Origin of the sequence: Actinoplanes sp. CA-030573, assembly GCF_050951115.1 — a bacterium.
GTDB lineage: Bacteria > Actinomycetota > Actinomycetes > Mycobacteriales > Micromonosporaceae > Actinoplanes.
Map to the genome: position 1 here is coordinate 6037523 of NZ_CP192038.1, position 13452 is coordinate 6050974.

Here is a 13452-nt window from a genome sequence, read left to right on the forward strand (position 1 = left end):
ACGGTGTCTACCCTCGTGACATGCCGAGGTACTCCGCCGAACAGATCTACGGCTTCGCCCGCCGGGCAGGCTTCTCGCCGGACGAGTCGGCCACCATGACCGCCATCGCGCTGGCCGAGTCGGGGGGCAACAGCAAGGCGCACAACCCGCACGGCGAGGACAGCCGCGGGCTGTGGCAGATCAACGCCAAGGCGCACCCGAACTTCCTGACCAAGTACAACCTCTACGACCCGGTCGACAATGCACGGGCGGCGTTCGAGGTCTCGCACGGCGGCAACGACGTTTCACCCTGGACGACCACGCACGGCGGCCTCAGCTCGCGATACGTCCGGTTCAAAGAGGACGCCGAGGCGGCCGCGGTGGCGTACGGCGACGGGCCCGGCCGTGGCATGTGGACCGGCACGAGGGGGTACGGCGATCACGTCGCGGCCTCGGCCGGCGACGACCCGGCCGGGGTGGCGGTGCACGACGTCGCCGGCACGCCGATGGCCTTCGCCTCGATGCCGTCGGCTCCGGCGGCCGCGGCCGCACCCGGCGGCAACGCCGCACTCGACACATTCCTGAAAGTTGCCAAAGCGCAAATAGGTGACCGCTATGTCTTCGGAGCCGAGGTCAAACTGAGTGACCCCAATCCGGCGGTTTTCGATTGCTCGGAATTCACCCAGTGGGCCGCGTTCCAGGCCGGCGCGAAAATCCCCGACGGCGCCACCGCGCAATACATGTTCTTCAAGCAGAAAGGCATGCTGATCGACCCGGCGAAGGCCAAGGACACGCCGGGTGCGCTGCTGTTCCACTTCGACCGCGAGCCCCGGCCGGGCGACGGCCGCGCCCCGGGCGCCCACGTCGCGATCAGCCTCGGCAACGGCAAGGTGGTCGAGGCGGCCAACCCGCGGGCCGGCGTGCGCGAGGCCAACGCGGGCGACCGGTTCGACTTCGCGGCCGTGATCCCCGGCATCTCGGACGGCACGGCGACGCCGATCGCCAACCCGGTGATGACCCCGCTGTCCCAGCTCATGCCCCAGACCGCGCCGCAGCCGTTCGTGCCGCAGCCGCCGCCCAACCTCGGCGGGCCGGACAGCGACCACGACGGGCTCAGCGACGCGCTCGAGCGCCGGCTCGGCCTCGACCCGCTGCGGGCCGACACCGACGGCGACAACCTGACCGACGCGCAGGAGCTGGTCTCGTACGGGACGGACGCCCGCAAGGCGGACACCGACGGCGACGGGCTCAACGACGCCTTCGAGCTCGCCCAGGGCCTCGACCCGCGCTCGCCCGACTCGGACGCCGACGGGCACATGGACGGCGCGCTCACCCCGCTGGCGCAGACCGACTCCGATCGTGACGGGCTCGACGACAACCTCGAGCAGGTGCTGGGCCTCAACCCGCAACTGGCCGACTCCGACGCCGACGGGTTCAGCGACGCGCTGGAGTACCATTCGGGCTCGAACCCGCTCGACCCCAACGACAACCCGCTGCTGCACCAGCCGGGCGCCGCCGCGAACCCGCTCGGGCCCCAGAGCCCGCTGGGCCAGCAGCCCCCGTTCGGGCAGCAGGCGCCGTTCGACCAGCAGACGGCTTTCGGACAGCAGACGGCTTTCGGACAGCAGGCGCCGTTCGGTCAGCAGGCCGCGTTCGGGCAGGCCTCGGTCCCCGGCATCTACGGCCAGCCGGGCGTCCTGGGCCAGCAGCCCGGCCTCGACCCCGCCGACCCGCTGGCGGGCGGTCAGCTTACCGACGTCACCGATCACCAGTGATCGGGTTGATGCGACCATCGTGGACGTGGAGCTGACCCTGCCCGACGAGCCGGTGGCGCTCGCGCCCGGCGTGCCGGCCCGCGTGCCGGTGCGGCTGCGCAACCCGTACGCGCAGCCGCTCGATCTGCGGATCTTCATGGCGCGCGGGCGGGCCGCCGCGTGGGCCACGGTCGAGCCGTCGGCGATCACACTCGGCCCGGGCGAGAGCACCGAGGTCGCGGTCGTCCTGCGCACCCCGCCCGAGCAGCCGCCCAGCTCCTCGCTCGTCCCGTTCACGGTGCACGCCGAGGAGGCGGCGACCGGCGAGCCGGCCGGTTTCGCGACCGCGTTGCTCAAGGTGGCGCTGCCCAACCCGGTCACCGGTCAGCTTCATGAAAAATCCGGGACCAGGCACGCGTACGACCTGATGCTGTCGAACGACACCGGCAATGCGGCGCCGTTGCGGATCGTCGCCCAGCTCGACCCGCCGTCCGGATCGGTGGCCGTGGAGCCGGACGCGGTGCTGCTCGAGCCGGGGATGACGTCGATCGTCGCGGTCAAGGCCCGGCCGTCGCGGCCGTTCACCGGCTCGGCCAAGCCCTTCGCGCTGGTCGTCAAGGCCACCGACGCGTACGACGCCGACCGCGAGCCCTACCTCACCGAGGTCGCGCACGGCACCCGCAAGCCGCTGGTGCCGACGCTGGTGGCCGGGGCGATCGTGGTTCTGCTGGCGCTGGGCGCGACCACGGCGATCGTGCTGAACGGGGGCGGCCGGCACAAGCTGTTCTCGTTGCGCGGCAAGGCGGACGGCGCCACGGCGGCCGCGGTGACCCCGGCGACGGTCGGCCGGCCGTACGCGCTGATCGATGTCTTTCCCCACCGGGGCGCCGACGGGGGCAAGGCCGCCGCCGAGAACGAGAAGGCGAAGCTCGCCGCGCAGGGCATGCCGGTGCGGCTGGTGGACAGCCTCGCCTCCGACGTGCTCTCGGACGAGAACGGCGGCTTCTACGTGCTGTTGCAGGACGGCTTCGCCGGTCCGGAGCAGGCCGAGGCCTACTGTGCGCATTGGCGGACGGTGGCGCCGAAGTGCCGGGTCACCTCATAGGAGTGATGGATGCAGTACGGCTTGGGTGTCGATCTCGGCACCACCCAGACCGCGGCCGCGATTCGCGTGGACGGGCGGGTCGAGGTCGTGCGCCTCGGCAGCCGCCGGGCCGAGATCCCGTCGCTGGTCTTCGTCAAGCCCGACGGCGGCCTGCTGATCGGCGAGGCGGCCGAGCGCCGCGGCCAGGCCGAGCCGAACCGGCTGGCCCGCGAGTTCAAGCGCCGCATGGGCGACCCGGTGCCGATCCTGGTCGGCGGCTCGCCGTTCTCGGCCCACGCGCTGACCGCCAAGCTGCTGCGGCACGTGCTCGACACGGTCACCACGAACCAGGAGGGCCCGCCCGCCGCCGTCACCGTCACCCACCCGGCGAACTGGGGACCGTACAAGAAGGAGCAGCTGGAGCAGGCGATCCGGCTGGCCGACGCCGGCGCGGTCACGCTGCGCACCGAGCCCGAGGCCGCCGCCCTGCAGCACGCGACCGCCCGCCGGATCGCGAACGGTGAGACGGTGGCCGTCTACGACCTGGGCGGCGGCACGTTCGACGTGGCGGTGCTGCGCCGCGAGGGCGAGGGCTTCGTGCTGCTCGGCGAGCCCGAGGGCGTCGAGGCACTGGGCGGCATCGACTTCGACGAGGCCGTCTTCGGGCACGTGCTGGGCGTGCTGGGCAGCATGGCCGAGGGCATCGACCCGGCCGACCCCGAGGCCGTCGCCGCCCTGTCCCGCCTGCGCCGCGACTGCGTGGACGCCAAGGAGGCGCTGTCCTTCGACACCGAGACGATGATCCCGGTGGCGCTGCCCGGCCTGCACACCCGCGTGCGCCTGAACCGCTCCGAGCTGGAGGCGATGATCACTCCCTCCCTCGAGGAGACGATCACCGCGACCCAGCGCGCCCTGCGCGGCGCCGGCGTGGTGCCGGACCAGCTGAGCGCGATCCTGCTGGCCGGCGGCTCGTCGCGGATCCCGCTGGTGACCGAGCTGCTGTCGACCGAGTTCCAGCGCCCGGTGATCGCCGACCCGCACCCGGAACACAGCATCGCCATGGGCGCCGCCGTCTCGACCGCCGCCACCCTGGGCGGCGCGTCCCCGTTCTCCGGCGCCGTCCCCCCACCCCGGGGTGAGACGCATCAGCCCGACCGCACCCTGGTCGACGCCCCGCCGACCGGTGGCTATTCGCCGGTTTCGTCCCCGCAGCGCCCCGGCGCGGCGGCTGCCGCGGGCTTGAGCGCACCGGGCACGGGCGGCCCGGGGATGGGCGCGGCGGGCGCGGCGGGCGCGGCGGGCGCGGCGGGCGCGGCGGGGGCGGCGGGCGCGGCGGGCGCGGCGGCATGGGCCTCGGAGGGACCCACCGCGGGCATGGGCGCTGCCGGGTCGGCCGAAGCGGCAGCGGGCCGCACAGCTGGCGGACCCGCGTTCAACGGCGACGCGCCCGGCACCTACTCGCCGACGCCGACCTATGGCGATCGGGCCTACGGAAACATCGCACCCACGAGCGGCACGGCCCCGATCAGCAGCGCTCCGGCGAGCGGCGCGCCCACTTACGGCACCGTCGGTTACGGCAACACCGCACCGGCCAGCGGCGCACCCGCATACGGCGGCGCCGGGCCGGTCTCGTTCTCGCGCGGGGCCGCATCCATCCCCGGGACCACGCCGGCTCCGGCTCCGGCGGGTGGTGCTTCGGGCGTACCGGGAAACATCCCCTGGCCTCCGCCGCCCCTGCCGACGCCGGCCGGGGAGAAGCGCAACGTCGGCCGGATCGTCGCCTTTGCCGCGCTCGCCGTCGCGCTGCTCGCCGGCGGGACCACCGCCGCCCTCGTGCTGCTCGACAAGAAGAACAACACGACGGCAGCCACGCCGCCGACCAAGGCGCCGGCCTCCACCGCCGCGGCCAACCCGGCGGCCGCGTTTCCGACCGACACCATGCTGGTCCGGGTCGACACCGGGCCGGCCGACAAGGGGCCGCTGCGCTACCCGCGGATCTATTCGTTCAAGCCCGGCAGCGACGCCCGCACGCTGCTGGCGAACACCCAGGTCGGCGACCTTCTGCCGAAGTGGTCGCACAGCCGCGAGCAGATCGCGCTGACGCACATCACCGAGGACGGCAAGAGCTCGATCTACGTGATGGACAAGGACGGCTCCAACCGCCACCTCGTGGTCTCCGACGGCGGCGGCCGGCCGGCCTGGTCCGCCGACGACAAGAAGATCGCGTTCACCCGCGTCCTCGGCGTCACGCCTCAGCTCATGGTGGTCGACCTGGCCACGAAGAACGTCAAGCGGCTCACCCATGGTCCGGGCGTCAAGGAGGACCCGATGTGGTCCCCGGACGGCAGCAAGATCCTCTACTGGGTGTGGCACGAGGGCACCAAGGAGATCTACGAGCTCGACCTGGCCGACCTCAAGGAGCCGGGCCACCAGATCACCGGGACCGACCTCGGGCCGGCGAACGACCCCTCCTACTCCCCCGACGGCAAGCAGATCGTCTTCATCCGTGAGACCAGCCCCGAGACGTCGGACATCTGGATGATGAACGTGGACGGCTCGAACGCGCACCAGGTCACCTCGAACCCGGCCCGCGAGATCGACCCGACCTGGTCGCCGGACGGGAAGTGGATCGCCTTCACCCGCGGCGAGTTCGCCCATCCCACCATCGTCGTGGCGCACCCGGACGGCACCGGCGAGCAGGTGCTCACCAAGAACGGCGCCCGCGAGGCCGATCCCTGCTGGTATTAACCGGCCAGGACCGCCTCGCAGCTGCGGGCCACCGCGCGGGCGGCCATCTTGAGCTCGCGCGGCGAGAACGGATGCTCGGCGATCCCCTGCCATCGGGTCAGCGTCTCGCGCGCCGCCGCCGCGATCCGTTCCGGCGCGGCATCGGAGGGCAAGTTCATCCGGGTGTACGCGGCCCCGCCCGCCCCGCCGAGCAACCGGTCCATCTCGGCCAGTTGGTCGTCGCTGCCGGGCAGCCGGCCCGACCGGATCTGGTGCAGCAACCGCAGCTCGACGAACTCGTGCGCGCTGGCCCGGATCCGCTCGGCCTCGCCGGCCAGCACCGACCCCGGCGGCAGGCACTCGTCGAGCACGGCCAGCGCCGACCGCGCCTTGAGCACCTCACTGCGCTCCACGAACTGGGCCGCGAAGACCTCGCGCAGCCGGTCGATGCCGCTGTGCTCGGTGAGCTCGCGGGCCAGCCCGCCCGAGTCGGCGACCCTGCCCTCGCGGATCAGCCGCACCGACAGCCGCACGCCGAACAGGCCGAGCCGGTCCAGCACCCGGGCCCGGGCCTCGCTCGAGGCCGCGAACCGGTCGGCGGTCAGCAGCAGCTCGACCACGTCGTCCATCGGCTCGGCCGCGACGGCGGCCAGCACCCGGTACTCCTCCTCGCGCAGGGTCGCCCCGGCCGCGCCGAGCAGCCCGGCCACCGGCACCACCACCGGGCAGAGCCGGCGCAGCCGCTCGTCGGTGGCGTAGCGGGCGGCGACCCGGGCCGCCGAGCTCATCGCGTCGAGCCGGCACCCGCCGATCTCGTCCGCCCGCGACAGGACGCCGACCGCGTTGACCGGGGTGCCGCTGGACAGCCCGTCGCCGTGGAACGACTCGAGGAACCGTACGTCGCTGCCGTGCATGTGGCGCAGCAGGTAGATGACGGCGTCGGTCTGGGCGGCCCGTTCCCCCTCGGCCTCGAGGAACGCCATGGTCCGCAGCGACACGTCGGTCGAGAGCGAGGCGATCCCGGGAGTGTCGATCAACGTGTGCCGGCGCAGGCGGCTGCTCGGCACCCGTACCTCCAGGTGGTCGACCTGCTCGGCCGGGCGGCCCAGGTTGATCTGCACGGCGCCGTCCCGGCGGGTGAACGGCCGCGGCTCCGACGTGCCGTCGGTGAGGAAGGCGGTGACCGAATAGGTGCGGCCGTCGGCGTACCAGGTGACGATCCGGGTGCACTCGCCCGCGTCGGTGGCCGCCAGCTCCTCGCCGACCAGGGCGTTGAGCAGGGTGGACTTGCCGGCCTTCACCTTGCCGGCGATGGCCACCCGCAGCGGCTCGTCGACCCGCTGCCGGGCCTCGTACAGCCGCGGGTCGCGGGTCTCGGCGATGGCCCGGTCGAGCAGCGTCCGCACCTGATCGAGGATGCTCATGGCCACGCTCACGCCGCCAGCCGGTCCAGGCGGCGGCGCTGTTCGGCGAGCTGGCCGGCCCGCCGTTCCCGCTGCTCGGGGGGAAGCTCGGCGACCTCCCGCACGGCCGCGGCGGTGGCGGCGGCCGACCGTTCGAGAGCCTGGGCGCGGGTCGCGAACTCGTCGCGCAGGAACCGCTGTGTCCGGCGAACCGCCTCCCGGCAGTCCCGCCCGACGTGGAATCCGACGTCATCGACGTACCGCCGCAACTCGCTCTTGGCCTGAAGCCGGCGCTGCTGCACCTGGCGCTCCCGTTCACTCTTGATCATCCGGCGGCCCAGGGTCATGCCGGCCAGCAGGCCGAGCGGCGCGACCGCGAGGCTGAAGAAGGCGCCGACGGCGCCGACCATCGCGATGCCGCCGTACGTGACGCGGGCGGCCGTGAACGCGCCCAGGAACTGCTGCACGCCCGACTTCTGGAAGCTCACGTCCAGCTCGTCGACCTTGCGCAGGGCGAGCTCGGGGGCCGGCAGATCGACGTCGAGGCTGTCGTACTCCAGGCCGAACCGCTCGGCGACGTCGTGCGCGAGCTGCTCGGTGCGGGTGACCAGGAGCATCAGGTTCTCGACCGCGGCCGCGGCCGCCTCGCGCGCGGCCCACGCCTGGAAGTCGCGCCACGTCTCCTTCGGATCGGACTCGTCGATCAGGTCCTCGCCGCGGCGGACCATCAGGCGCAGCCGCTCGCGCAGGTCGTGCTCGATGTCGGAGCTGAGGTCCTGGATGCCGTCGCCGAGCACGGTCTGCCAGGAGCCGCCGGCCAGCCAGGCGCTGCGCCGCGTCTTCTCCGCGTACCGGCGCGCGACCTCGGGGCTCTTGGCCGGCGTATCGGCCACGATCTGCTCGGCCTCGACCCGCTCCCGCAGCTGGGACACCACGAAGGCGAGCTCGGCCCGGGCGGCCTCGACCCGGGTGGCGGCGGCCGCGCCGAGCACGTCCCGGCGCAGCAGGTCGACCAGGCGCGGGAAGCCGGACTCCTCGTTGAGCTGGGTCGAGTCGCGGGCCTGGGCGCGCATGCGCAGGAACGACGAGACGGCGACGATCGGGACGTCCAGGCCGGCCCGTTCCAGGTGCCCCTGGTTGATCTCGGCGATCCGGCGCCACTCGCCGTACAGGTCGGTCTTGGTCAGCACGCAGAACGCCCGCGGGCAGCGCTCGAGCGCCCGCCGCAGGAAGTCGACCTCGGGCGCGGTGAGCTCCTGCGCGGCGTCGGTCACGAACAGGGCGGCGCCGGCCAGCGAGAGCGCGCCCAGCGTCAGGTTGCCCTGCGCCGAGTCGAGCCCGCCCACCCCCGGCGTGTCGATGATCGACAGTCCGGCCCCGAGCAGCCGCCGGTCGAGCCGCACCTCGACCCCGCGCGTCTGCGGGTCGCCGGCGCCGCCGCCCTCGGTGATGTGCCGCCGCAGGTCCTCGAAGTCGATGGGCACCGGCTCGATCGTGCCGTCCTCGCCCTGCATCTGCAGGAGCGCGGTGGGTGGGCGGCCGAACCGCAGCATGGTCGGCACCGCGGTGACGATGTCGGCGTCGACCGGGCAGATGTCGGTCCGCAACAGGGCGTTGACCAGGGTGCTCTTGCCCTGCTTGAACTCGCCGACGACGGCGACGGTGGCCTCTTCGGACCGCAGGCGCTCGGCGGCTCGGTCGAGCCGGGCGACCAGATCGGCGCGGCGGGCGGCCTCGGCCAGGGCGCGGGCGTCGGCCAGCCCGGCGGCCACGTCGCCGCCCGGTCGCCCGGCCCGCGAGGCCGTGGAGGTCACCGCTGCCACCGTGCTCCGCCCCCTTCCCGTCTCACCGGCCCATTCTCCACGCCGGACACCACCGCTTGGCACGGCCGCGAACGATCAGCTTGGGCGCATGGCGGATTCGGTTCAATCCCCGTTCCGGATGGCTCGCCCGCCGGACGGATTTCCGACACCCGGTCGCGGCCACCAAGGCTCATCGATGTGCGACGTTATCTCCGTTCGGCCGGTAGGCGGCGACCCTCGGGACCACTACGATCCTGATGCCGCCACCACAGACCCTCCGCACGTACCTCGCGGCACGGCACCCCGCGAGGTGCGTGCGGAGCCCGGCGGCGACCGCGCCGGGAAGACGCGCTTACGCCGGTGCGGCCCGATCCACGATCGCGGCCAGGTCGGCGCCGGCCGGGAGCGTGCCGAACGCGTGACCCCAGTCGCCGCCCAGGCGGCTCGCGCAGAACGCGTCGGCCACCTCCGCCGGCGCGTGCCGCACGAGCAATGCGCCCTGCAGTACCAGGGCCATCCGCTCGACCACCCGCCGGGCCTGGTCCTCCGAGGTCACCGCCCGCTTCAGCGCCGCGACCGCCGCGTCCAGGCGCCGATCCGCCCCGGCCGCCGCCGTGGCCTCGGCCAGCAGCGCGTCCAGGCTCTCGGGGTCGCGGCCCAGCGTGCGCAGCACGTCGAGCGCCTGCACGTTGCCCGAGCCCTCCCAGATCGAGTTGAGCGGGGCGTCCCGGTACAGGCGCGGCAGCCCCGAATCCTCGACGTAGCCGTTGCCGCCGAGGCACTCGAGCGCCTCGCCGACCACGGCCGGCTGGCGCTTGCAGACCCAGTACTTGCCGACCGCGATGGCCAGCCGCTTGAACGCCTGCTCGTTGCGGTCGACGGCGCCGGCCAGGCGCATCGCCAGCACGGTGGCGGCCTCGGACTCCAGCGCCAGGTCGGCCAGGACGTTGCGCATGGCGGGCTGATCGACGAGCAGCCGGCCGAAGGCGGAACGGTGCCTGGTGTGGTGGATGGCCTGGTTGAGCGCGGCGCGCATGCCGGACGCGGAGCCGGTGACGCAGTCGAGCCGGGTCATCGCGACCATCTCGATGATCGTGCGGACGCCGCGTCCCTCCTCGCCGACCAGCCAGGCCGTGGTGCCGTCGAACTCGGGCTCGCTGCTGGCGTTGCTGCGGTTGCCGAGCTTGTCCTTGAGGCGCTGGATCCGGAAGACGTTGCGGGTGCCGTCGGGCAGCACCCTCGGCACCAGGAAGCACGACAAACCCGAAGAGCTTTGCGCCAGTACGAGGAACAGATCGCACATCGGCGCGCTGGTGAACCACTTGTGACCGCGCAGGCGCCACGTCCCGTCGGCCTGCGGTGTGGCCGTGGTCGTGTTCGCGCGTACGTCGGAACCGCCCTGCTTCTCGGTCATGCCCATGCCCGCGAGCAGGCCGTTCTTCGTGGCCGGCGTGCGCAGCCCGGGATCGTAGGAGCGGCTGGTGAGCAGCGGCTCGAACATGCCCGACAGATCCGGATTGTTGCGCAGGGCGGGAACGACCGCATACGTCATCGAGATCGGACAGGAATGCCCCGCCTCCACCTGCGACCACACGAACAGACCGGCGGCCCGCGCGACGTGCGCACCCGGCCGTCCGTCGGCCCACGCCGCCCCGGCCAGGCCCTCGCCCACCGCGACGCCCATCAGCTTGTGCCAGGACGGATGGAACTCGACCTCGTCGATCCGATGCCCGTACTGGTCGTGCGTCAGCAGGCGTGGCTCGTAGCGGTTGGCCTCGTCGCCCCACCGCTGCGGCTCGGCCGTACCGGCCAGCTTCCCCAGCCGGTGCAGGTCGCCGACGGCCCAGGACGCGCCCTCCCGCGCCACCCCCGCCAGCAGCGCGGCGTCGGCGGACACGTCGTAGTCGACCAGCGGCGGCGGCTGGTTGAAGACCTCGTGCGTCACATCCCGCAATCTACTCGCCGGTAGCTTGCCGGGCCACGGGTCCGGCTTCCGCGGCGGCGGAGCCGTGAGGCGCTAGGGTGCCCCGGTGGCTCTCGGCTCCGACTTCCGGCGGCTGTGGGCCGCGTACGCGATCAGCGAGACCGGCACCGGCCTGAGCTTCGGAGCCCTTCCCCTGGTCGCGGTCCTCGTGCTGCACGTGCCCGAGTTCCAGGTGTCGCTGCTGGCGGCCCTCGGCGGCCTGGTCGCGGCCGTGCTCGCGCTGCCGGCCGGCCCGTGGATCGAGTTCCGCCGGAAACGGCCGGTCATGATGAGCGCCGACCTCGCTCAGGCCGCGGCCCTGTTCAGCATCCCGATCGCGGCCGCCGCCGGGTTCCTGACCTACGCCCAGCTGTGCGCCGTGGCCGTGGTCCAGGCGGCCGGCGTGATCGTCTTCAAGTCCGCGTCGGGCGCGCACCTCAAGGCCCTGGTCGCCGCCGAGGACCGCACCGCCGCCAACGCCCGTTTCGAGGCGACCTTCTGGACGGCCTACTCCGCGGGCCCACCCCTCGGCGGCGCGCTGACCAGCGCCCTCGGCATCGGCTGGACCCTCGCCGCCGACGCGACCAGCTTCGTCCTCTCCGCGATCGGCGTGCGCCGCATCCGGTCTCCCGAGCCGCCGCCACCACCGCGATCCCCTACCGGCGCCGGCAAGCCGGCGGAGATATCGGCAGGCTGGCGGTACATCGCCGGGCATCGCGGACTGCGCGCGCTCTTCCTCAACTCGCAGGTCTTCGGCAGCGCCCTGATGGCCACCGCCCCGCTGCTGGCCGTCCTCATGCTCCAGCAGCTGAAACTTCCCGCTTGGCAGTACGGGCTGGCCTGGGGACTGCCCTGCCTCGGCGGCGTCCTCGGCGCACTGGCGTTGAAGCCGCTCACCAACCGCTTCGGCGACCGCAAGGTCCTGCTCGCCAGCGGCGTGCTGCGCGCGGCGTTCCAGTGCTTCCTGGCCGCGACCCCGGCCGGACCGCTCGGCATCGTCGTCGTCATCGCCGTCGAGTTCGTCTCGCTCTTCGCCAGCGGCGTCTTCAACCCGTCCTTCGCCACCTACCGGATGACCGAGACCGACGATGCCTACCTCTCCCGGGTGATCACCTGCTGGGGCATCAGCTCGCGCACCGCCCAGCCGATCGGCATCCTGCTCGGCGGTGCGCTGGCCGCGGTCACGAGCGTCCGGTTCGCCCTGCTCATCTGCGGGATCATCGTGCTCGCGAGCGCCGCCCTGCTGCCCTGGGGCGCGGCTTCGAAGATCAACGAGCGGCAAGCAGTTCCCGTACGCTAGAAAGCAGCTCCTCCTGCGAGATCGGCTCGACGATGCCGCCCGTCCGCGCGTCCTGCATCGCCTTGGTCAGCTGCACCCGGCGCAGCACCTCCTTGATGTCCGCCCCGGTCATGCCGTGGCTGGCGTGCGCGAGGGCGGCCAGGTCGATGTCGTCGGCGAACATCGTGAAGCCCGGCTGCTCGTGCGCCGAGACCAGTCCCTGGATCATCTTGCGGAAGATCTCGGCCCGGCTCTTCTCGTCCGGCTTCGGCACGCTGATCTTCACGTCGAACCGTCCGGAACGGATCAGCGACTCGTCGACCCGGTGCGGGAAGTTCGTGGTCGCCACCACGATCACGTTCGGGTTCTCCTCGATCAGGTCGTTCATCTCCTGCTTGAAGATGCCGGCCACCGCGTTGAGCGCCTGGCTGGCCGCGTCGCCGCCGGCCCCGGCGTAGCTGACGATCGAGTCGAACTCGTCGAACAGCATCAGCGTCGGCACCCGGTAGCGACGGGCGTCGCGGAAGATCTGCTTGATGTTGCGCTCCGAGCCGCCCAGCCACTTGTCCAGGATCTCCGGGGTGCGGATCTCCCGGAAGTCCGCCCCGATCTCGTTGGCCAGCGCCCGGGAGAGCATCGTCTTGCCGGTGCCGGGCGGGCCGTACATCAGGATGCCCTGCGGCCGCCGCGCACCCCACCGCGCCATCGCCTCCGGATGGCGGAACGACACCGCGATCTGCCGCAGCTCGGCCACCACGTCGGCGAGGCCGCCCACCATGTCGAGCGTGACGGTCTGGGTGGTGGCCGGGGTCCGCGGCATCGTCTCGCGGCTCACCACGTAGCGGCGTCCGCGCAGCGAGTCCGGACCGGCCAGCTCGAGCACCGTCTGCAGGGTGAGCCCCACGAACGCCTGCAGGTGGGCCGGGGTCACGTCGTCGCGCGGCACCTCGGCGTGCAGCCGCACGATGGTCCCGGTCTCGTCGTAGGTCACCGAGGCCTGCAGGCCCACGACGGCGTCGGCGAGGGTGGCGGGCTCGCGGTTCGCCGCCGGCCGGGCGGTGCGATCGAGACCGAGCTTCTTGTACGCCGCGGCGGCCGCGGCCCCGACCCCGTCGACGATCCGGGTGGCGATCGGGTCACCCTGCTCGATCCGCTTCGCCAGCAGCACCCCGACCGGGTCGTTGCCCAGCACCAGCTTGCGGATGCGCTCCTTGGACAGCGGCTCGTCGGCGGTCGAGATCGCCGCCGAGAACACATGCACCGGCCCCGACCGCCGGTCGCCGCCGGCCACCGACATGTCGACCCGCCGCACCGGGTCGGGCCACATGGCCCGCTTCAGCAGATCGACCGCGTTGACCCGGGCCGCGGCCAGCAGGGTCGCGGGCTCGACCAGCTCGACGGTCGCGCCCGCGTACTCGAAGGTCTCACCGCGCTGCCGCGCGAAGCTTGGCTCAGACATGT

Annotated in this window: 8 protein-coding genes; 4 read left to right on the top strand and 4 right to left on the bottom strand. The window is 72.9% G+C overall.

Annotation, left to right across the window (positions count from 1 at the left end; all coding sequences use genetic code 11):
• The first annotated feature begins 20 nt into the window (after positions 1 to 20).
• Genes ACQP2F_RS27945 through ACQP2F_RS27955 form a run of 3 tightly spaced genes read left to right on the top strand, consistent with a single transcriptional unit; the run spans position 21 to position 5565 of the window.
• The gene (locus tag ACQP2F_RS27945; protein WP_433292416.1) at positions 21 to 1754 is read left to right on the top strand and encodes a transglycosylase SLT domain-containing protein; all 1734 of its coding nucleotides are present in this window, start codon (positions 21 to 23) and stop codon (positions 1752 to 1754) included.
• Positions 1755 to 1779: 25 nt separating this feature from the next.
• Positions 1780 to 2838 carry a COG1470 family protein gene (locus tag ACQP2F_RS27950; protein WP_433292418.1) on the top strand — a complete coding sequence of 353 codons (1059 nt, stop codon included), beginning with the start codon at positions 1780 to 1782 and terminating at the stop codon, positions 2836 to 2838.
• Between the two features lie 9 nt (positions 2839 to 2847).
• Entirely contained in the window at positions 2848 to 5565 is a 2718-nt protein-coding gene (locus tag ACQP2F_RS27955) for an Hsp70 family protein (protein ID WP_433292420.1), read from the top strand.
• Here the strand turns inward: ACQP2F_RS27955 and ACQP2F_RS27960 are convergent.
• The 3 genes from ACQP2F_RS27960 to ACQP2F_RS27970 form a co-directional block, all read right to left on the bottom strand.
• On the bottom strand, positions 5562 to 6968 hold the full coding sequence (locus tag ACQP2F_RS27960; protein WP_433292422.1) for a dynamin family protein: 1407 nt from the start codon (positions 6966 to 6968) through the stop codon (positions 5562 to 5564). The genes ACQP2F_RS27955 and ACQP2F_RS27960 overlap by 4 nt on opposite strands.
• Before the next feature lie 8 nt (positions 6969 to 6976).
• Positions 6977 to 8761: a dynamin family protein gene (locus tag ACQP2F_RS27965; protein WP_433292424.1), complete on the bottom strand. Its 1785-nt coding sequence runs from the start codon at positions 8759 to 8761 to the stop codon at positions 6977 to 6979.
• Positions 8762 to 9101: 340 nt separating this feature from the next.
• Entirely contained in the window at positions 9102 to 10694 is a 1593-nt protein-coding gene (locus ACQP2F_RS27970; protein ID WP_433292426.1) for an acyl-CoA dehydrogenase family protein, read from the bottom strand.
• 85 nt (positions 10695 to 10779) lie between these two features.
• On the opposite strand from ACQP2F_RS27970, the gene ACQP2F_RS27975 reads away from it, so the two are divergent.
• Positions 10780 to 12012 (top strand): MFS transporter, encoded by a 1233-nt coding sequence (locus tag ACQP2F_RS27975; RefSeq protein ID WP_433292428.1) that lies wholly within the window; start codon positions 10780 to 10782, stop codon positions 12010 to 12012.
• On the opposite strand, the gene ACQP2F_RS27980 is transcribed toward ACQP2F_RS27975, so the two are convergent.
• Complete coding sequence (locus ACQP2F_RS27980) at positions 11981 to 13450, bottom strand: ATP-binding protein (protein ID WP_433292430.1); 1470 nt, start codon at positions 13448 to 13450, stop codon at positions 11981 to 11983. The two genes, ACQP2F_RS27975 and ACQP2F_RS27980, sit on opposite strands and share 32 nt — an antisense overlap.
• Between the last annotated feature and the right edge of the window lie 2 nt (positions 13451 to 13452).